We start from the raw sequence: 20,078 nt of genomic DNA on the forward strand, positions 1-20,078 counted from the left end.
GCTGCCGTCAGGCGGTGAGCTCCACCACCAGCTCGACCTCGACAGGAGCGTCCAGCGGGAGCACCGCGACGCCCACCGCGCTCCGCGCGTGGACGCCGGCATCGCCGAAGACCTCGCCGACCAGCGTGGAGGCACCGTTCGCGACCCCGGGCTGGCCCGTGAAGGACGGCTCCGACGCGACGAACACGGTGACCTTGACGACCCGGGCGACGCGGTCGAGCGAGCCGGCGACCGACTCGACGGCGGCGAGTGCGTTGAGCGCTGCCACGCGGGCCTGCGCGGTGGCGGTCTCGGCGTCGACGGACGCCCCGACCTTGCCGGTGACGGGAAGTGCACCGTCGACGAACGGCAGTTGCCCGGCCGTGTAGACGTACTGGCCGGTGACGACCGCGGGGACGTACGCCGCGACGGGTGCGGCGACCGGCGGGAGGGTCAGCCCCAGCTCGGCGAGGCGGTCCGCGATGCTCATGCGTCGGCCTTCGGGCGCTTGAGGTACGCGACGAGCCCACCCTCGGGGCCGGTGACGATCTGGACCAGCTCCCAGCCCTCGTCCCCGTAGTTGTTGAGGATGGCGGTGGTGTTGTGGATCATCAGGGGCGTGGTGAAGTACTCCCAGCGAGTCATGCGGTTCCTTGCCAGCCTTTCAGTCGTGGGTGTCGTTTAGGCTGCATCCTATGTCTGCCCAGAAGACGTCTGCCTCGCGGACCAAGCCCGTCTCAGCAGTCGGCGCCTTCATCGGATTCGTCGGGTTCAGTGCCCTCGCCGGCCTGCTGGTCACGATCGGTGTCACGCCGGCGATCGCGGTCGCCGGTGTCACGACGACGTCGACGATCGGTGTGTTCGAGTCGCTGCCGGAGTACATCGAGATCGGTGACCTGCCGCAGCGCAACGAGCTGTACGCCTACTCGGGCGGCAAGTCGGTGCACTTCGCGACCGTCTACGACCAGAACCGCCAAGAGCTGAAGTTCGACAAGATCAGCGACCAGCTCAAGAACGCGGCCATCGACGGCGAGGACAAGCGCTTCTACGACCACGGCGGCGTCGACATGACCTCGCTCATCCGCGCAGGCGTCGGCAGCGTCGCCGGTGGGCTCGGCGAGTCGGGCGGTGGGTCGACGCTGACCATGCAGCTCGTCCGCAACATCAAGATGAACCAGGCGCTCGAGCTCCCCACGAAGAAGGAGCAGCAGAAGGCCTACAACGAGGCCGTCGAGCAGACCATCCCCCGCAAGCTCGAGGAGATGAAGCTCGCCATCGGGCTGGCGAAGAAGTACTCCAAGAAGGAGATCCTCACCGCGTACCTGAACATCGCCTACTTCGGCGACCAGACCTACGGCGTGCAGGCGGCGGCGCAGCACTACTACAACAAGAGCGCGACCGACCTGACCCCGGCGGAGGCGGCCTCCCTGCTCGCCATCGTGCAGTACCCCGAGGCGCGCAACCTGTCGAGCCCGAAGAAGTACGAGGCCAACGTTGCCCGGCGCAACGTCATCCTCAAGTCGATGTACGCGCAGAAGAACCTGACGAAGGCCGAGTACGACCAGGCCATCGCGGCGAACCCGAAGGACTACGTCCACCTGACCGAGCCGTCGCAGGGCTGCCGGGCATCGGTGGGCGACGGTTCGCAGTTCTTCTGCGACTACGCCGTCAAGGTCGTCAAGGAGATGTCGCAGCTCGGCTCGTCGCAGAAGGCCCGCGACACCGCATGGCGCAACGGTGGCTACTCGATCCAGACGACGCTGAACATCGACCTCAACGCCGAGCAGAAGCAGCTCGTCAACACCTACGACAACAAGGCCGAGACCAGCCTGGCGCTCGGTGCGACGCTCAACTCGATCGAGGCCGGCACCGGCCGCATCCTGACGATGGCGCAGAACAAGGACTACGACCAGTCCCTGAAGTCCGCGCCGACGTCCACCTCGATCAACTACAGCGTCGACTACAAGTACGGCAACTCCGGCGGCTTCCAGACCGGCTCGACGTACAAGCTCTTCACGCTGCTCGCATGGCTCAAGGCCGGACACGGTCTGAACGAGGTCGTCAGCGGTGCCCCGCGGAACATGTCGTCCGGCTGGACGGCCTGCGGTTCGCCCGTCACGGCGCCCGGGTACACCCCGAAGAACGACAGCCCGGGTGAGAGCGGTAACTACACGGTGGCGGCAGCGACTGCCGGGTCCATCAACCTGGCGTTCCTCAACATGGCGCAGAAGCTCGACCTCTGCGACATCCGTGACACCGCGGCCTCGCTCGGTGTGCACCGCGCAGACGGCGGCGAACTGCAGTACACCCCCTCGTCGGTGCTCGGCGTCAACGAGATCGCCCCGATGACGATGGCCGCCGCCTACGCCGCCGTCGCGAACAACGGCATCTACTGCAAGCCGATCGCCATCGAGCAGGTCACCTCGCCGTCCGGCAAGAAGCTCGGCGGCCAGACCAAGGACTGCAAGCAGGCGCTCGACCCCGAGGTCGCGCACGCCGCGGTCTACGCCATGAAGGGCACGATCACCAGCGGTACCGCGCGTGGTGCGCAGACCCCCGACGGCACGCAGCTGTTCGCCAAGACGGGTACGACCGACACCGCGAACCAGATCTGGCTCGTCGGCTCGAGCTCGCGGGTCGCCACCGCCTACTGGCAGGGCAACACCGACGGCAAGCTCAACAACCTGCGTCACTACAGCAACGGTGTGAACGGCACCTACGCCGGTGTCCGAGCGAGTGTCTGGCAGCAGGCGCAGACCCCGGTGAACGCGGCGTACCCGGCAGGGGCGTTCACGAACCCCGACAACTCGGCGCTCCGCGGCAACAGCAAGGCGCTGCCGGACCTCCGGGGCAAGACCGCCGACGAGGCCCGCGCCGCCATCTCCGGAGCCGGGTTCACGTACGTCGACGGCGGCACGCAGCCCGGTACCGGTGCGGCCGGCACCGTGACCTCGACCTCCCCGGCCGGCGGTTCGCTGCTGTCCTCCGGATCGACCGTCACCGTGTACACGTCGGACGGTGCGCAGATCAAGGTCCCCTCGGTGACCGGCAAGCCCCTCGCCGACGCCCGCGCGCAGCTGAACGAGGTCGGACTGACCAACGTCGCGATCTCCGACCAGTTCGCCAAGGGCGGCGGGGACAAGGAGTGCCGCGTCGCTGCGGTCGACCCGGGCGTGCACACGGACGCCAGCAAGGGCTCGACGGTCACGCTGACGCTGTACGGCGACAAGAACGGCAAGGCGCCCAAGGACTGCAAGTGACCCGCGGCCGCGCCGCCCTCGGGGTCATCGGAGCCGGCGCGGCCGTCGGCGCCGCTGCGTTCGCCTGGGGCTCCCTGGTCGAGCGCCGACGCTTCGGCATCCGGTGGGAGACCGTCCCGGTCCTCCCGCCGGGGTCCCGTGACGTCACGGTCCTGCACCTGTCCGACATCCACATGGCGCCGTGGCAGGCCGACAAGCAGCAGTGGCTGCGCGACCTGTCCCTGGTCGAGCCGGACTTCATCGTCAACACCGGCGACAACCTCGGGCACCCCACGGCGAACGCGGCGGTGGAGTACGCGCTGGAGCCGTTCCGCGGTGTGCCCGGTGTGTTCGCGTACGGGTCGAACGACTTCTTCGGGCCGTCGCCGCGCAACCCGCTGAAGTACTTCGCCGGTCCGAGCCGGACGCACAGCACGGCGAAGCCCGTCGAGCTCGACATCGACCGGCAGACGGCGTTCTTCGAGTCCCTCGGGTGGCTCGACCTGAACGACCACGCCCACGCCGTCGAGCTCCGCGGCTCGCGCTTCGAACTGTTCGGCACCTCGGACGCCCACCGCGACTGGGACCGCCTCGATCTGCTCCCCACGAACGTCGACGAGATGCGCGGAGAAGTCCCCTGGTCGGAGGACGAGGACGGCCCCGCACCGGTGGCGATCGGAGTGACCCACGCGCCCTACCGTCGGGTGCTCGACGCCTTCGTCACCCAGGGCGCCGACGTCATCTTCGCCGGGCACACCCACGGCGGCCAGGTCCAGGTGCCCGGCGTCGGTGCGCTCGTCACGAACAGCGACCTGCCCCGCCGGTACGTCAGCGGGCTGCACAAGTGGGAGCACCGGAACCACTGGTCCTGGCTCGAGGTCTCGGCCGGTCTCGGCACCTCGATCTACGCGCCGGTGCGGTTCTCGTGCCGCCCCGAAGCGGTCGTCGTCACCCTCACCGCCCGCGCCTCCTGACGACGCGCCCGGGAGTTCGCCGGATGGTCGTGAGCACCCCCGATCATCGGATAGTATTGTCGGGTTGCTCCGGTACGGAGTGATCACACCGCGGGGTGTGGCGCAGCTTGGTAGCGCGCCTCGTTCGGGACGAGGAGGTCGCAGGTTCAAATCCTGTCACCCCGACACTGTGTTGAGACAGTACGAAGAAGGCCCTGGTTCTCCGGAACCGGGGCCTTCTGCTTTTCCACGGTCGAGCGCTCGGCACTACACCTCCCGACACACGACGTGGCCGCAGCTCCCCCGGCTGCGACGACGCAGATAGCCTCGACAGCGATGTCACGCGCCGACCACCTCCGCCCGGTTCTCGAACGGATCGCCGCACAGTTCCCCGAGCTCGCCGACGACCCGGTCCTGATGCAGAACCTCGTCGACAACGTGACGTCGATGATCGCCGAGGCACACGCCCGCTACGCCGCCGGCGCCGAGGACAGCGTGGTGAGCAACGCGTACCTCGATCCGGACCACCTGGCGACCGGTGCGCTGCACGCCGAGCAGGCACAGCACCCGGCCGGGGCGATGCTCGCGGCGGAGATGCTCTTCGACGCCTACCTGCCCCTCTTCGTGGACGAGGTCGGCGCGGAGTCCACCGCCGAGGTCCTGCGTGCCACCAGGGCCCTGCACGCGGGCATCTGGAGCCGGTTCCCCGCCGGCGCCGTCGCCTACACCGAGGCGCTGCGCCAGCGCGTCACGACGGCGCACCTGGACTCCCGCACGCAGATCGCCCGTGACCTGCACGACCGCGTGGCGCACGGCATCCTCGCCGGGCTGCAGCGACTCGACCTGGTGCTGCTGACCGATCCCCCGGCCGGCGACCGGGCCGACCAGCTCGACTACGCCGCACGGCTGCTGCGCGGAGCACTCGGAGACGTGCAGGACCTGGCGGTGAGCCTGCACGCCCGCGTCGGCGACGCCCTGCTCGACGATGCGCTCGCCCGGCACGCCAGGGACCTGTTCTCCGACGACGACCGCTTGTCGTTCAACACCACGGGCACGCCCGAGCACCTGCCGAACTGGCAAGCCGAGGAAGCACTGACGATCCTGCTCGAGGCACTCACCAACCGGCGGAAGCACGCTCCGGGTTCCGCCGCCGCGGTGCACTTCGCGTGGACACCGGCCGCCCTCGTCGTGACGGTGTCCGACGACGGTCCGGGCTTCGACCCCGCCGCCGACACCGACGGGCGCCTCGGGCAGCAGACGATGCGCGAGCGCGCGGCCGTCATCGGCGCACGACTCGACGTCGAGAGCGCCGCGAGTGTCGACAGCGCTCCCGACACCGGCACCACCGTCCGCCTGACGATCCCGAGGGGCACGCTGTGACCATCACGCACGTCGCCATCGTCGACGACCACCAACTGTTCCGCGAAGGACTGGCCACGATCCTCGCCGCCGTCCCCACGATCCGCGTGGTCGCACACGGCGAGCGTCCGTCCGACGTCCTCGACTCCCCCGAGGCTGCCGCCATCGATGTCCTGCTCCTCGACGTCGAGCTCGACGGTCCGCCGGCGCGCACCACGATCGCCACAGTGCGCCGAACCCGTCCGGACGTCCGCGTGGTGGTGCTCACGATGCACCGCGATGCTGTCCTGCGCCGGACGCTGCTCGACGCCGGTGCGGTCGACTTCGTGACGAAGGACACCCCGAGCCGCGAGCTCGTCGACCGCATCGCCCGGGCCGCGCACGCCGACGCCGCGCCGGTGACGTTCCCGGTCGACCTGGTCACCGAGGCCCGCGCGGGAACACCGCTCAGCGACCGCGAACTCGAGGTCCTGCGGCTCCTCGCGGCTGCGCGCACCAACGCCGAGATCGCGGCGGACCTGCAGCTCGCGATCGGCACGGTCAAGCGGCACGTCTACAACGTGTTCCGGAAGCTCGACGTCGGTTCGCGGGTCGGCGCCGTGGCTGCAGCGACGCGCCTCGGCCTGCTCACCTGAGGCTCCGCTCCACTCGGTGAGCAGAAATGGTCGGGTGCCCGACGGCGACCCGACCATTTCTGCTCACCAAGCGAACTCGACCTAGACCGACGCGGACGCGGACGCGCCCGCCGACGCCCCAGCGCGCACGAGCCGCCCCGCGGCGTGCAGCCCGGCCACGACGTCGAGCGCCTGGTGACGGTACCGCGCCTGTGCAGCACCCGGAGCGACGATCACGCCGTTCGCCCCGGTGGACTCCACGAGCGCGTTGATCTTGTCCGCCACCTGATCAGCGGTGCCGTAGGCCTGGCGCTCGGTGCGGGCGGCGATGAACCGACGCTCGAGGTCGTTGAACTCGTACGCACGGGCCTCGTCCATCGACACCGGCTCGGGCTTCGCCCCCTGCCGCATCCGGATGAACGAGATCATCCCGGGAGCACTCTGCTCGTCGACGACGGCCGGGTCCTCGTCCGTGACGACCTGCACGCCGATGAGCGCGTTCGGCGTCTGGCGGAACCGCGAGGGCCGGAACGAATCGCGGTACAGCGCGAGCGCCGCCTCGGTGTTGTCCGACGCGAAGTGGTGGGCGAAGGCGAACGAGACGCCGAGCGCCCCGGCCACCTGGGCGCTGTACCCGGAGGACCCGAGCAGCCAGAACTCCGGCACGTCGCCGTAGCCCGGCACCGCCCGGATGCCCGACAACGGGTTGTCCGAGGACATGCCGGTGAAGAACCCGATCAGGTCGGCGAGGCGGTCGGGGAAGTCGTCGACGTCGAGCCGATCGGTGCGACGCAGCGCCATCGCGGTCGCCCCGTCGGTGCCCGGCGCACGACCGAGCCCGAGGTCGACACGGTCGCCGTACAGCGCTCGGAGCGTACCGAACTGCTCGGCGATGACGAGGGGTGCGTGGTTCGGCAGCATGACGCCACCGGAGCCGATGCGGATGGTCGAGGTGGCCGCGCCGACGGCGCTCAGCAGCACCGCGGGGGCCGACGAGGTGATGCCGGGCATGCCGTGGTGCTCGGCGACCCAGAACCGCTCGTAGCCGAGCTTCTCGGCGTGGACGGCCATGTCGATCGAGCCCTGCAGGGCTTCGGTGTTGGACTGGCCGTACTCGCGCGTCGCCAGGTCCAGGACGGACAGGTGCAGGGTGTCGTCGCTCATGTGGTCACCAACGCGCGCCGAGACGCGCGCATTCCACGTGCCCTGGACGCATCCGACGAGCGGACGGGAGGCCCGTGGCGGGGCCGCCACGGGCCTCCCGTCCGCCTGCCGGTCACCTGCAGGACGCGTCAGGCGCCGTCGAGCCGGCCGCCGGACTCCGTCAGGTAGCAGTTGGCGCAGAGCGACTCGTAGGCGACGTCGACACCGTCGATGGCGACCTGCGAGCCGTCGAACACGAACCGGCCGTCGACCGTGCGGGCGTTGAAGACCGCCTTGCGACCGCACCGGCAGATCGTCTTGAGCTCTTCGAGCGAGTGCGCGACCTCGAGCAGGCGGGCGCTGCCCGGGAACGCCTCGGTGCGGAAGTCCGTGCGGATGCCGTACGTGATCACCGGGATCTCGTCGAGGACCGCGATGCGCAGCAGGTCGTCGACCTGCTGCGGAGTGAGGAACTGTGCTTCGTCGACCAGGACGCAGCTGACCGCGCGGACCATGCCGTCGAGGCGGTCGGACTCGGGGTCGACGGCGCCGGCCGCGGCGACCGCGGACCGGACGTCGGCATCGGGGGCGAAGACCAGGTCGACGGTGCGGGTCACGCCGAGGCGGGACACGATCTCACGGTCGCCCTTGGTGTCCACCGCGGGTTTCGCGAGCAGGACCCGGTGGCCGCGCTCTTCGTAGTTGTAGGCAGCCTGCAGCAGCCCCGTGCTCTTGCCGCTGTTCATCGCGCCGTAGCGGAAGTAGAGCTTCGCCACTACGCGAGGAACCCGTCCTCGGCGGCCCGCCGGATGAGGTCGGACTTCTTCGAGGCGGGACGGCCCACCTTGCTGTACTTCTCGCGGACGCGGCGCAGGTAGGTCTTCGCGGTCTCGTACTGCACGTTCATCTGCGCGGCGACCTCGTTGGTCGAGTAGCCGGACACGTACAGCCGGAGCGCTTCTTCCTCGCCGTGGCTGAGCTTCGGACGCTGGTGCGCAGCCGCTCCGGTGGGCAGCGGACGCCACTCCCGCGGCTGCGGGGTCTCGCGTGCGACGCCCATGATCTCGCGTGCGACGTCCATGACCTCGCGCATCGGCAGGGACTTCGACAGGAACGCCGCGGCGCCTGCTGCCAGGGCACGATCGCGGGACTCGCGGCTGTCGACGCTGGAGAGCACGATCACCTTCGCGCCGGCGGCACGGCAGGTGCGGACACGGGCCTCGATCGAGACGGGTTCCTTGAGTTGGAAGTCGAGGAACACCAGGTCGGTCGGGAAGCTGTCGCTGTGGACCATCTCGAGCCAGGTGTGCGCGGTCAGGGCCAGGTCGAAGTCGAACGCGTTCACCGCGATCCAGCTCGACAGGCTGTCCAGCAGCACCTCGTGGTCGTCGAGGATGGCCAACCGCACACGTCGTGCCCCCGGGTTCGGGAGGGACGGGGACCCCTCCGAGAGCCTGTTCGGGTCAGTGCTGGTCATAGGAGAACCTTAGTGCGAGGGCGGACGGACGAACCGCGACGTCGAGGTCGGGGAACGTCACACGGAGGACGGCGAAGTAGGGGTCGAAGGTGCGGTGGATCCCGACGTCGGAGTCGGCCACGGCGAGGTCGAGTTCGAGCAGCACGCGAGCGTCGCGGGCCGAGTCGGTGCGGGCCGGGTCGGTGCGGGCCGGGTCGGTGCGGGCCGGGTCGGTGCGGGCCGGGTCGGCGCGTGCTGGATCGCCGCGGGTGGCCGCGTCGTCCTGCCCGTCCGCGCGCCGGACCGTTGCCCGGAACCCGGCCGGGTCGACGGTCGAGGCACGGAAGGCAGCCCGCAGGAACGTCCGCACCACGGAGCGCTGGTCGGCGTCGAGCATCGCGGTGAGCCCGTCCGGGTCGTCGACCACCGGGGCGGCCCCACCCTCGACCCGCACGGCCTGCTCGAACCAGGTGCGGTCCGCGTCGGCGACCATCGCCCGGCGGATGCCGTCGGCGATCAGTCGTGCCCGCTCGCGGTCGGCGTCGGTGATGACCTCGCGCGTGCGCAGCTCGGCGAAGAACGGTGCGACGTCGCGGGCGAGGATCGTCGACCGGTCCTGCTGCACGCTCGCCGCGATGCCGTCCCGCTCCGCACGCTCGACCGAGTAGGAACCGGCCCGGATCTGCACCCGCTCGGCCAGGCCCGCGAACGTCCACGCGAAGACGGCCGACGCAGCGGTCAGCACCAGGGTCGGCGCTGCCGCGAGGAAGGCCGCGACGGCGACGGGGATCTCGTGCGGGAACGTCGCCGCACCGACGCCCCAGGTCGCGGCGTTGACGACGGCGAGCACGGCGCCGCCGATGGCCAGGTCCGTCCAGGGCCGGTACGGCGCGACCATCACGATGCCGGTCGCCGTGATGAGCGACATGAAGTCGTTCAGGGCGCTGCGGTCGGGTCCCCACTGCGCGGCGACGCTCGTCACCGACGCCAGGCCGAGCAACCCGACGTGCGCGACGAACGCCCACCGCGGGAAGGGTGCGCGGAACGGACTCGAGGCGGTGAACACGACGGCTGCAGACGCCGCGACCAGGATGACGGTGAGCGCGCTGAGGGTGGGACTGCCCACCACGTCACGGTCGAACACGGACACCAGGAGCGCCCAGACGATGCTGGCGGCGCCGAGCCCGATCGCGAGCGGACGTGACCCCATCGCGCCGAGCGGGTCGTACTGCTGCGCGGTCCGACGGGCCTCGGTCGTGGCGCTCACCGGTCGGCTCCCTGCACGCCGCCGACCTCGTCGGGGACCGCGGTGCCGACGTGGTCGGTGGCCACGGCGTCGGTCGTGGCGGTGACCGGTCCGAACGGCACCGTCATCATCACGCTCGTCCCCGAACCGGGCGAGGACCAGATCTGGACGTCGCCGCCCACCCGACCGATGCGGTCGCGGACGGAGCCACGCAGGCCCATCCGGTCGGAGCCCGTGGAGTCCTCGTCGAAACCGCGACCGTCGTCGACCACCATCACGGTGCACGACGCACCGTCGTCGAAGACGCTGACCTCGGCCGCGTCGACACCGGCGTGCTTGTGGACGTTGGCAAGACACTGCCCCACGGCGCGGACGAGCGCCGTGACGGCGCGCTGGTCGAGCCGGTCGAGTGCGGACGGGTCGCCGGACACCGTGACGTCGAGACCGGCGGCACGGTGCTCGTCGACCATGACGGCGAACGCGTCGAGCGCTGCGCCCGGCCGCTGCCGGGCGGCCGGTGCGAGCCACCCCTTGCCGGTCAGGACGGCGACGTCGGCCTCGACGGTCCGCGCCAGGTGCGGGTCCATCGGCCCGTCGGGCGCCAGGGCGATCGCGTTGAGGTGGTTCAGGACGGTGTCGTGCAGGATCGCGGCCGCCTCGGCCTCGACCCCGGCACGGTACGCGGAGACGTGCTCCTCACGCGCTGACCGCAGCAGCTCCGGCTGCACCCGCTCCGACCGACCGGTGCTCCGGCTCGTGAACAGCACCAGGACGACCACGAAGCCGAGCGTCACCCAGGCGAGCACGAGCGGACGCGGCGGGCTGTCGGCCTGGACGACCGCGATCCACGTCGCCACCCGACCGGTCAGGAACCCGAGGAAGGACCACAGCACGACGCGGCTCGGCACCGCGCCGGCGCCGCCGACCAGGATGAGCGGGATGACCGCCAACGACAGCAGGTACGAGGTGACCCAGCCCAACGGGACCTGCTGCTGCACGACCATCGCGAACCACCAGGCGCAGACACCACCGACGACCAGGAACGCGACCGCGGAGCGCCAGGTGCCGAACTGCACGTGCACGCCGATCATGCCGAGCATCGGGACGAGCGCCAGGACCGCACTGATCACGTGCACGTCGGGCTCGGACAGCCGGTACAGCAGCAGCGCGATCGCCGCCGCCACCAGCGATCCGATCGCACCGGCGTGGAAGGCCCGCACCGTCGACCACGCGTTCACTCGCGGAGCGAGGTGCGTGGGGATGCCGAGCACGAGATGGGTCCTTCCGGGTGGCGGGAATGCCGCCCACGATCAAACACCTCGGTGCTGACCGTGTACCCCGAAACAGCGTCCGTTCGGCGACCCGGTCGATGATACCGGCCCCCACGACGCTCCGATGTCCCCCGAACGCGCAACCTTCGTTGCTCAGAACAACGTCTCGGTCGCGACCGGTCGGAGCAGACGGCGGTCGAAGCCCGGATCCGCGCGCTTGAGCGGCGACGTCGGGGGGATCGACTGTTCCTGCGGCACCGTCGAGGGGTCCGAGAAGCCCATCGACCCCGTCGCCGGGTCCACGCGTCCGAGGCCGACGCCGTGCGTCGCCAGGATCGGTCGGATGCGCTCCGACAGCCACCGGCGGTAGTCCTTCGGCGCGAAGGTGTTGTCGAGGTACATCGCCCGGTAGCGCGCCACCAGGTCGGGCCGTTCGCGTCCGAGCCACTCGAACCACCACGGCTTCACGCCCGGCCGCAGGTGCAGCGCGGAGTACATGACGCTCGTGGCACCGGCCGCCGCCGCCCGACTGACGGCGTCGTCGAGGTGTGCACGGGTGTCGGTGATGTACGGCAGCACGGGCATGAGGAACACCGCACAGTCGAGCCCGGCGTCGCGGATCGCCCGCACGGTGGCGAGCCGCGCAGCCGTCGTGGGGGTGCCGGGTTCCACCGACTGCTGCAGGTCGTCGTCGTACACGGCGATCGACATCGCGAGGTCGACGGGCACCACCTTCGCCGCCTCAGCCAGGAGCGGCAGGTCGCGCCGGAGCAGCGTGCCCTTCGTCAGGATGCTGAACGGTGTGCGGCTGTCCGCCAACGCCTGGATCACCCCGGGCATCAGTCGGTACCGACCCTCGGCACGCTGGTACGGGTCGGTGTTCGTGCCGAGCGCGATCGGGTGGCGGTCCCACGTGGGCTTGCCGAGCTCACGCCGCAGGACGTCGGCCACGTTCGTCTTCACGACGATCTGCTGGTCGAAGTCGGCCCCGCCGTCGAACTCGAGGTAGGTGTGCGTCGGCCGCGCGAAGCAGTACACGCACGCGTGACTGCACCCCCGGTACGGGTTGATGGTCCAGCCGTAGGTGCCGGAGCCGTCGGCGCTCGGCACCCGGTTCAGCGCGCTCTTCGCCAGCACCTCGTGGAACGTGACACCCGCGAACTCGGGCGTCGTCACACTCCGGACGAACCCGCTGCTCGATTCCATGCCAGGCAGTGCGTCGCTCTGCTCGGCATCGATCGCCTGTCCACTCCACCGCATGCCGTCATTCGAACACATGTTCGAACAGGCCGCAAGCCGGAGCTGGTCAGTGGTGCAGGCCGAGCACCTTCGCCGTGCGCTCGAGGGTGGCGTCGGCCAGGGCGGCGTCGTCGCCGAGGTCCTGCCCGTAGGTCGGGACCATCTCGTGGACCGCGTCCTGCCAGCCGTCCCAACGGTCGGGGAAGCACTTCCGGAGCAGGCCGAGCATGATCGGGACGGCGGTCGACGCCCCCGGCGAGGCCCCGAGGAGCCCGGCGATCGAACCGTCGGCGGCAGTGATGACCTCGGTGCCGAACTGCAGCACCCCGCCCTTGTCCTTGTCCGGCTTGATGACCTGCACCCGCTGGCCAGCGATGATCTTGTGCCAGTTCTCGGGCTCGGCGCTCGGCATGAAGTCGCGCAGCGCGTCGAACTTCGTCTGCTTCGAGGCGAGCAGCTGGCCGATCAGGTAGCGCACCAGGTCGAAGTTCGAGAACGCGACGCTCAGCATCGGGCGCAGGTTGTGCGGTCGGATCGACTTGAACAGGTCGAGCATCGACCCCTGCTTCAGGAACTTCGGGCTGAACCCGGCGTACGGCCCGAACATCAGCGACGCGTTGCCGTCGACGATGCGGGTGTCCAGGTGCGGCACCGACATCGGCGGCGCCCCCACGCTGGCCTTGCCGTAGACCTTGGCTGCGTGCTTCTGCACGACCTCGGGATCGTCGGTGCGCAGGAACTCGCCGGAGACCGGGAAGCCGCCGTACCCGCGGATCTCCGGGATGCCGGACTTCTGCAGCAGCTGCAGGGCCCCACCACCGGCACCGACGAAGACGAACTTCGCGGCGATCTTCTGCGTCGACCGACCGACCTCGTTCAGGACGTCGAGCGCCCAGCCGTCGAAGTCCTTGCCCCGCGAGATGTTCTTGACCTGGTGGTTCGGTTCGAACTCGAGCCCGTCGAGCTCGAGCTGGTCGAACAGCTGCCGGGTGAGCGAACCGAAGTCGACGTCGGAGCCCGCCGCCGAGTAGGTCGCGGCGATCGGCTGGTCCTTCTTGCGACCGGGGATGAGCGCGGGCGCCCACTTGCGGATCTGAGCGGGGTCGTCGGAGAACTCGATCCCGGCGAACAGCGGGTGCCCCCGCATCGCCTCGTACCGCTTGCGCATGTACTCGACGTTGTCCGCACCCCAGACGAAGGAGATGTGCGGGGTCGGGTTGATGAAGTTGGACGGGTCGGGCAGCGTACCGATCTCGACCAGGTGCGACCAGAACTGCCGCGAGACCTGGAACTGCTCGTTGACCGTGACGGCCTTTGCGATCTCGACGCGACCGTCGGCGAGCTCGGGTGTGTAGTTCAGCTCGCAGAGCGCGGAGTGCCCGGTGCCGGCGTTGTTCCACGGGTTCGAGGACTCCTGCGCGACGGCGCCGAGACGCTCGTACACGCGGATCTTCCACGAGGGCTCGAGCCGGTGGATGATCGCGCCGAGGGTGGCGCTCATGATGCCTCCCCCGACGAGGACGACATCGATCGGGTCCACCTGCTTCACTGCCACCCGTCGATCCTACCGGCGTCGACCGACAGGCCGGTCAGCCGCGCGCGGTGAAGGTGCGGCCGTGCCGCTCCGCGGCGACGGTGCCGCTACGCGGCGACGGTGCGGCGCGCGACGATCGCCTCGGCGATCTGCACCGCGTTGAGCGCTGCACCCTTCCGCAGGTTGTCGTTGCTGACGAACAGTGCGAGCCCACGCCCCTCGGGTGCGGACTGGTCGGCACGGATGCGCCCGACGAACGCGGGGTCCTGGCCGGCGGCCTGCAGCGGCGTCGGCACGTCCGACAGCTCCACGCCGGGTGCGCTCGACAGGATCTCGGTCGCACGCTCGGGCGACAGCGGACGCTCGAACTCGGCGTGCACCGATATGGAGTGACCGGTGAAGACCGGCACACGCACGCACGTGCCGGCGACGAGCAGGTCGGGGAGCTCGAGGATCTTGCGGCTCTCGTTGCGGAGCTTCTTCTCTTCGTCGGTCTCCCCCAGGCCGTCCTCGACGATGCTGCCGGCGAGCGGCACGACGTCGAAGGCGATCGGGCGGACGTACTTGACCGGCTCGGGGAACGTCACGGCGGAACCGTCGTGGGTGAGCGCTGCGGTGTCCTGCTCGAGGGCGGCACGCGCCTGGCCGAGCAGTTCCTCGACGCCGGCGAGCCCGGAGCCGGAGACGGCCTGGTAGGTCGTGGCGACCAGACGGCGGAGCCCGGCCTCGGTGTCCAGCACCTTGAGCACCGGCATGATCGCCATGGTGGTGCAGTTGGGGTTCGCGATGATCCCCTTGGGGGCCTGGTCGATCGCGTGCGGGTTGACCTCGCTCACGACGAGCGGGACCTCGGGGTCCATGCGCCAGGCGCTCGAGTTGTCGACGACGAGTGCCCCGGCTGCGGCGAACTTCGGCGCGAGGGCCCGCGAGGCGGTGGCACCGGCCGAGAACAGGGCGATGTCGATGCCCGACGGGTCGGCCAGCTCGGAGTCCTCGACCACGATCTGCTCGCCACGGAACGGCAGGGTCGTGCCGGCGGACCGGGCGCTCGCGAAGAACCGGACCTGGTCGGCCGGGAACGCGCGCTCTTCGAGCAGACGACGCATCACAGCGCCGACCTGTCCGGTGGCGCCGACGACGGCGACGGTGAGGGTGCTCATGCGGTGCTCCTGGTTCAGCGGGTCAGCGTGGGTCAGCGGCCGGTGCCGGCGTGGACGACGGCTTCGGCCTCGGCGTCGAGGTCGAACGCGTTGTGCACGACCCGCATCGCCTCGTTGAGGGTGTCGGCGCGGGTGACGACCGAGATGCGGATCTCCGAGGTGGAGATCATCTCGATGTTGATCGACGCGTCGTGCAGCGCGCGGAAGAGCTTCGCCGAGACGCCGGCGTTCGTACGCATGCCGGCACCGACCAGGGCGAGCTTGCCGATCTGGTCGTCGTACTGGATGCTCTCGTAGCCGATGTCGGACTTCGCGACCTCGAGCGCCGTGAGCACGGTCTGGCCCTGGTCCTTCGGCAGGGTGAACGAGATGTCCGTCCGCCCGGTCGACGCCGCCGACACGTTCTGGACGATCATGTCGATGTTCGCCCCGGCGCGTGCGACGTTGGTGAAGATCTCGGCGGCCTTGCCCGGCTGGTCCGGGACGCCCACGACGGTGATCTTCCCCTCGGAGAGGTCTCCGGCGATCCCGGTGATGATCGGTTCTTCCACGGTTTCCCCCTCGGCAGGGTTGTAGACGATGGTGCCCTCGGTGTTGTTGAACGAGGACCGGACGTGCAGGGTGACGCCGTGCCGGCGGGCGTACTCGACGGCGCGGATGTAGAGGACCTTGGCGCCGGACGCCGCGAGCTCGAGCATCTCCTCGCTCGTGATGCGGTCGACCTTGCGGGCCTTCGGTACGACACGAGGGTCGGCGGTGAAGATGCCGTCGACGTCGGTGTAGATCTCGCAGACGTCGGCGTCGAGCGCGGCAGCGAGGGCGACGGCGGTCGTGTCCGAGCCGCCCCGGCCGAGCGTGGTGATCTCGCCCGTCGTGCGGTTGAACCCCTGGAACCCCGCGACGATGGCGACGTGGCCGGAGTCGAGCGCCTCGCGCACGCGCTTCGGGGTGACGTCGACGATGCGCGCCTTGCCGTGCTGCGCGTCGGTGAGCATGCCCGCCTGGCTGCCGGTGTACGACGAGGCTTCGACCCCGAGGCTCTTGATCGCCATCGCGAGCAGCGCCATCGAGATGCGCTCCCCCGCGGTCAGGAGCATGTCGAGTTCACGGCCGGCCGGGATCGGCGTGACCGAGTGGGCCAGATCGACGAGTTCGTCGGTGGTGTCACCCATCGCCGAGACCGCCACGACGACGTCGTTGCCGGCCTTCTTCGTCTCGACGATCCGCTTCGCCACGCGCTTGATGCTCTCGGCGTCCGCGACGGAGGATCCACCGAACTTCTGCACGATCAAGGCCACTGGCTGGTACTCCCGGAGACGGCGACACCGCGAGGTCACGCGGTCTCACAATGGTAGTCGGTGTTTCGAGGATGTTGCGTGCGAGCCGCCCCACACGCAACGATCCTGCGTGGGGCTCAGCCGCCGACGACGCGACGGCCCTCGAACGCACGGCCGAGCGTGACCTCGTCGGCGTACTCGAGGTCGCCGCCGACCGGCAGGCCCGAGGCCAGCCGGGTCGTCCGGATGCCCATCGGGACGAGCAGCCGGCTCAGGTAGGTCGCCGTCGCCTCGCCCTCGAGGTTGGGGTCGGTCGCGATGATGACCTCTTCGACCGTGCCGTCGGCCAGGCGCGTCATGAGCTGCTGGATCCGCAGGTCGTCCGGGCCGATGCCGTCGATCGGGCTGATCGCGCCACCGAGCACGTGGTAGAGCCCGCGGAACTCACGGGTGCGCTCGATCGCTGCGACGTCCTTCGCCTCTTCCACCACGCAGATCGTGGCCGGCGACCGGCGCGGGTCGCGGCAGATGCTGCACTGGACGTTCTCGGTGACGTTGCCGCAGATCTCGCAGAAGCGCACGCGCTCCTTGACGTCCGCCAGCAGCTCGGACAACCGCGACGGGTCGAACGACTCGGTCTGCAGGATGTGGAACGCGATGCGCTGCGCCGACTTCGGGCCGATGCCCGGCAGGCGACCGAACTCGTCGATGAGGTCCTGGACGATCCCGTCGTACATCAGGCACCGTCCTGGTGGAGAGCGGTCTCCTCGATGAACTGGGCATTGAGGATCTCACGCACCACGGCCTCACCGTAGCGACCGGCGACCGGCGCACGACGTGCCGGTGGTGCGGTCCGCGGTGCGGCCGGCGGGGCGGTCTGCGCGCGCGGGGCGGCCGGCGCCTGCGCGGGCGCTGCGGCGGATCGGCCGTGACCGGGGTCCGGGAACGGCGCGCCGTCGTCGTACGGTTCGTCGTCCAGCGGGTAGTCGTCGACGGGCACGCCCGGTACGACGGGTCCTCCGGGAGGCGCGGCGACCGTCGACGACGCCGCCTGCGGACCGCCGTCGGTCGGCTGCACCCCCTGCGGTGCGGTGGCACCGGCGGGTTGCGCAGGCGCCTCGGACCGGGGCTGCTGCGGGTCGACGGACTCCGCCGGGGCGACGGGCGCGGCAGCCGGAGCGGTGCCGAAGGGTGCCGCCCAGCCGGGTTCGACGGACTCGGGCACGGCGTCGGCGGTGGGGTCGCTCGCGGGGATCGTCGCGACCGCCCAGTCGGTGACGGGTGCGCCGGACGGTGCGGGCGCTTGTGCAGGAGCGGGTGCCGGCGCCTGCTCGGCAGCCGGCGCCTGCTCGGGAGCGGGTGCCGGCGCCGGAGTGGGTGCCTGCGCCGGAGCGGGTGCCTGCGCCGGACGGGGCTCCGGCTCGGTGGCGGCGGGACCGGACTCGGGCGTGGACGCCGCGGCTTCGGGTGCCGCCGTCGTGTCGGGCGCTGCGAAGGCAGCGGCCTCGGCAGCGGCGGCCGGACCGTCCCCGGTGGCTGCAGCAGCCTCGGAGGCCGGGGCCGACGTCGGAGTGGGCGCGGCGGACTGCGGCGCCGACGATGCCTGCGGCTGCGGCTGCGGCTGCGCCTGTGGCTGCGCGGCGGGCTGGCTCGCCGGCGCCGGACGGCCGGCCGGCGCGGACGGCTGCTGCGTGGGGGCCGGGGTGCGCTGTTGACCAGGGCCCCCGGGACCGCGAGCGACGAACTTCACGCGGAGCCCGATGACGTCCATGATCGCGGCGCGGAGCAGTTCGCTGACGCTGGCCGAGGGGTCGGACATCTCCTTGAACGAGGCGACGTCCTGCTGGCTCGGGAAGGTCAGGGTCAGCACGTCGTCGCGCAGCGCGGTCACCTGAGCGGTGACGACCACCGACCACGCCGACCGCTTGGCGTGCTGCACGTGCTCGACGATCTGCGGCCAGGCGTCGCGCATCTGCTGGAAGCCCACGGCGCCGACGGTCCGGACCGCCGGCTCGTCACCGATCGTCGTGCCCTGGCCCGTGGACGAAGCACTGACGGGTTCCGTGGCCGGGGAGGTCGGAGCAGCGGGCTCGGCAGCGCTCGGGACGGCTGCGGCCCAGGAGGCTGCGGCATCACGCGCCGCACTGCCGGCGTCGGACTGCGCCGCAGGAGCCGCGTTCGCCGACGCCGCGGCGGGCTCCTGCTGCGCCGCCGGGGCCTGCTGGACGGCCGGGGCCTGCTGCGCGGCGGGGCCCTGCTGCGTGGCGGGGACCTGCCGACGCGGTGCCGCAGTCGACGACGGGGCCGGTGCGGGCGCCGTGCTGGTGGCGGCCGGCTGTGCCGACGCCTGCGCTGCGACCGCGCCGGACGGTGCCTGGTGGCCGCCGGCGTCCCCGACGCCGACGCGGCGCTCGAGCCGCTCGACCCGGGCGAGGGCACCGCGCTGGGTGTCGTCGGCCTCGGGCACGAGCATGCGGGCCGTCATGAGCTCGAGGTGCAGCCGGGGCGAGGTCGCTCCGGTCATGTCGGTCAGCGCCTTGTTCGCGATGTCCGCGCCGCGGGACAGCCCGGTGGCACCGAAGACACCGGCCTGCCGGGTCATGGTGTCGAGCTCGTCCGGCGAGACACCGCGCAGGACCGCCGCGGCGCTCTCGTTCGTCGCCGCGACGACGATCAGGTCGCGCAAGCGCTCGAGCAGGTCCTCGACGAACCGACGCGGGTCCTGACCGGTCTGCACGACCCGGTCGATCGCAGCGAAGGCGGAGGCCGGGTCAGCCACGGCGAGGGCGTCCACGACGTCGTCGAGCAGCGCGGCGTCGGTGTAGCCGAGCAGGGCGACCGCGCGTTCGTAGGCGATCGCGCCGTCTTCGCTGCCGGCGATGAGCTGGTCGAGCAGGGACAGGGTGTCGCGGACGGAACCGCCGCCAGCGCGCACGACCAGGGGCAGGACGCCGGGTGCGACCGTCACGGATTCCTGCGTGCAGAGCTGCTCGATGTACTCGAGCATGACCGCGGGCGGCACGAGCCGGAACGGGTAGTGGTGGGTGCGCGACCGGATGGTGCCGATGACCTTTTCCGGCTCGGTCGTCGCGAAGATGAACTTGACGTGCTCCGGCGGTTCTTCGACCAGCTTGAGCAGCGCGTTGAACCCCTGCGGGGTGACCATGTGCGCTTCGTCGAGGATGAAGATCTTGTAGCGGTCGCGCGCGGGGGCGAACACGGCGCGGTCACGGAGGTCGCGCGCGTCGTCGACACCGTTGTGGCTCGCGGCGTCGATCTCGATGACGTCGAGCGAACCGCTGCCGTCGCGGGCGAGCTCGACACAGCTCGGGCAGACGCCGCACGGGGTGTCGGTCGGCCCCTCGGCGCAGTTGAGGCACCGCGCCAGGATGCGGGCCGAGGTCGTCTTGCCGCAGCCGCGCGGGCCGCTGAACAGGTAGGCGTGGTTGACGCGGTTGGTGCGGAGCGCCGTGCGGAGCGGGTCGGTGACCTGCGACTGCCCGATCAGCTCGGCGAAGTTCTCGGGCCGGTAACGGCGATACAGGGCGGTGACCACGCGACCAGGGTAGCCGGGACGACCGACACCCGCGTGCCCCTCCACAGGTCCA

17 protein-coding genes and 1 tRNA gene are annotated in these 20,078 nt (G+C 70.8%); 5 read left to right on the forward strand and 13 right to left on the reverse strand.

What is annotated here, in order from left to right:
- Window positions 1-7: 7 nt before the first annotated feature.
- Entirely contained in the window at window positions 8-469 is a 462-nt protein-coding gene (locus tag EDF40_RS05040; protein ID WP_123338890.1) for a RidA family protein, read from the reverse strand.
- Window positions 466-624 carry a DUF4177 domain-containing protein gene (locus tag EDF40_RS05045; RefSeq protein WP_017888699.1) on the reverse strand — a complete coding sequence of 53 codons (159 nt, stop codon included), beginning with the start codon at window positions 622-624 and terminating at the stop codon, window positions 466-468. Before EDF40_RS05045 ends, EDF40_RS05040 begins: the two co-directional genes overlap by 4 nt.
- 50 nt (window positions 625-674) lie before the next feature.
- Here EDF40_RS05045 and EDF40_RS05050 point away from each other — a divergent pair, with 50 nt between their 5' ends.
- The 5 genes from EDF40_RS05050 to EDF40_RS05070 all read left to right on the forward strand — a co-directional run bounded on the left by EDF40_RS05050 (window position 675) and on the right by EDF40_RS05070 (window position 6,165).
- Entirely contained in the window at window positions 675-3,239 is a 2,565-nt protein-coding gene (locus EDF40_RS05050; RefSeq protein ID WP_123338889.1) for a transglycosylase domain-containing protein, read from the forward strand.
- A complete protein-coding gene (locus EDF40_RS05055; protein ID WP_123338888.1) occupies window positions 3,236-4,192 on the forward strand; it encodes a metallophosphoesterase in 957 nt (318 codons plus the stop codon). The genes EDF40_RS05050 and EDF40_RS05055 overlap by 4 nt, the downstream gene beginning before the upstream one ends.
- A gap of 91 nt (window positions 4,193-4,283) precedes the next feature.
- Window positions 4,284-4,357 (forward strand) — tRNA-Pro (locus EDF40_RS05060).
- 150 nt (window positions 4,358-4,507) lie between these two features.
- The gene (locus tag EDF40_RS05065) at window positions 4,508-5,551 is read left to right on the forward strand and encodes a sensor histidine kinase (protein WP_123338887.1); all 1,044 of its coding nucleotides are present in this window, start codon (window positions 4,508-4,510) and stop codon (window positions 5,549-5,551) included.
- Window positions 5,548-6,165, forward strand: coding sequence for a response regulator transcription factor (locus tag EDF40_RS05070; protein ID WP_148053794.1), 618 nt, complete (start codon window positions 5,548-5,550; stop codon window positions 6,163-6,165). The genes EDF40_RS05065 and EDF40_RS05070 overlap by 4 nt, the downstream gene beginning before the upstream one ends.
- An 81-nt stretch (window positions 6,166-6,246) precedes the next feature.
- On the opposite strand, the gene EDF40_RS05075 is transcribed toward EDF40_RS05070, so the two are convergent.
- From EDF40_RS05075 to EDF40_RS05125, 11 genes are all read right to left on the reverse strand, one after another.
- On the reverse strand, window positions 6,247-7,308 hold the full coding sequence (locus tag EDF40_RS05075) for an LLM class flavin-dependent oxidoreductase (protein ID WP_123338885.1): 1,062 nt from the start codon (window positions 7,306-7,308) through the stop codon (window positions 6,247-6,249).
- Window positions 7,309-7,436: 128 nt separating this feature from the next.
- Window positions 7,437-8,063, reverse strand: coding sequence for a thymidine kinase (locus EDF40_RS05080; protein ID WP_123292145.1), 627 nt, complete (start codon window positions 8,061-8,063; stop codon window positions 7,437-7,439).
- Window positions 8,063-8,764, reverse strand: coding sequence for a response regulator transcription factor (locus EDF40_RS05085; RefSeq protein ID WP_235035937.1), 702 nt, complete (start codon window positions 8,762-8,764; stop codon window positions 8,063-8,065). Before EDF40_RS05085 ends, EDF40_RS05080 begins: the two co-directional genes overlap by 1 nt.
- Window positions 8,751-10,010 carry a hypothetical protein gene (locus EDF40_RS19125; RefSeq protein ID WP_185002786.1) on the reverse strand — a complete coding sequence of 420 codons (1,260 nt, stop codon included), beginning with the start codon at window positions 10,008-10,010 and terminating at the stop codon, window positions 8,751-8,753. The genes EDF40_RS05085 and EDF40_RS19125 overlap by 14 nt, the downstream gene beginning before the upstream one ends.
- Window positions 10,007-11,260, reverse strand: coding sequence for a sensor histidine kinase (locus tag EDF40_RS05095; RefSeq protein ID WP_123338884.1), 1,254 nt, complete (start codon window positions 11,258-11,260; stop codon window positions 10,007-10,009). The genes EDF40_RS19125 and EDF40_RS05095 overlap by 4 nt, the downstream gene beginning before the upstream one ends.
- Before the next feature lie 153 nt (window positions 11,261-11,413).
- Complete coding sequence (locus EDF40_RS05100; RefSeq protein ID WP_123338883.1) at window positions 11,414-12,520, reverse strand: Rv2578c family radical SAM protein; 1,107 nt, start codon at window positions 12,518-12,520, stop codon at window positions 11,414-11,416.
- 46 nt (window positions 12,521-12,566) lie between these two features.
- Window positions 12,567-14,054, reverse strand: a complete 1,488-nt coding sequence (locus EDF40_RS05105; protein WP_111084228.1) for a malate:quinone oxidoreductase — start codon at window positions 14,052-14,054, stop codon at window positions 12,567-12,569.
- 86 nt (window positions 14,055-14,140) lie between these two features.
- Window positions 14,141-15,193 (reverse strand): aspartate-semialdehyde dehydrogenase, encoded by a 1,053-nt coding sequence (locus EDF40_RS05110; RefSeq protein ID WP_123292140.1) that lies wholly within the window; start codon window positions 15,191-15,193, stop codon window positions 14,141-14,143.
- Between the two features lie 32 nt (window positions 15,194-15,225).
- Entirely contained in the window at window positions 15,226-16,491 is a 1,266-nt protein-coding gene (locus EDF40_RS05115; protein ID WP_123292139.1) for an aspartate kinase, read from the reverse strand.
- Between the two features lie 116 nt (window positions 16,492-16,607).
- A complete protein-coding gene (recR, locus tag EDF40_RS05120) occupies window positions 16,608-17,207 on the reverse strand; it encodes a recombination mediator RecR (protein WP_111084231.1) in 600 nt (199 codons plus the stop codon).
- On the reverse strand, window positions 17,207-20,026 hold the full coding sequence (locus tag EDF40_RS05125) for a DNA polymerase III subunit gamma and tau (RefSeq protein WP_123338882.1): 2,820 nt from the start codon (window positions 20,024-20,026) through the stop codon (window positions 17,207-17,209). The genes recR and EDF40_RS05125 overlap by 1 nt, the downstream gene beginning before the upstream one ends.
- Window positions 20,027-20,078 lie beyond the last annotated feature (52 nt).

It is taken from the genome of Curtobacterium sp. PhB170 (assembly GCF_003752345.1).
GTDB lineage: Bacteria > Actinomycetota > Actinomycetes > Actinomycetales > Microbacteriaceae > Curtobacterium.

Coding starts and splice junctions, on each gene's coding strand:
- EDF40_RS05085 (WP_235035937.1), bottom strand. CDS start 8,764: ATGACCAGCACTGACCCGAACAGGCTCTCGGAGGGGTCCCCGTCCCTC.
- EDF40_RS05065 (WP_123338887.1), top strand. CDS start 4,508: ATGTCACGCGCCGACCACCTCCGCCCGGTTCTCGAACGGATCGCCGCA.
- EDF40_RS05040 (WP_123338890.1), bottom strand. CDS start 469: ATGAGCATCGCGGACCGCCTCGCCGAGCTGGGGCTGACCCTCCCGCCG.
- EDF40_RS05050 (WP_123338889.1), top strand. CDS start 675: ATGTCTGCCCAGAAGACGTCTGCCTCGCGGACCAAGCCCGTCTCAGCA.
- EDF40_RS05110 (WP_123292140.1), bottom strand. CDS start 15,193: ATGAGCACCCTCACCGTCGCCGTCGTCGGCGCCACCGGACAGGTCGGC.
- recR (WP_111084231.1), bottom strand. CDS start 17,207: ATGTACGACGGGATCGTCCAGGACCTCATCGACGAGTTCGGTCGCCTG.
- EDF40_RS05100 (WP_123338883.1), bottom strand. CDS start 12,520: ATGCGGTGGAGTGGACAGGCGATCGATGCCGAGCAGAGCGACGCACTG.
- EDF40_RS05075 (WP_123338885.1), bottom strand. CDS start 7,308: ATGAGCGACGACACCCTGCACCTGTCCGTCCTGGACCTGGCGACGCGC.
- EDF40_RS05045 (WP_017888699.1), bottom strand. CDS start 624: ATGACTCGCTGGGAGTACTTCACCACGCCCCTGATGATCCACAACACC.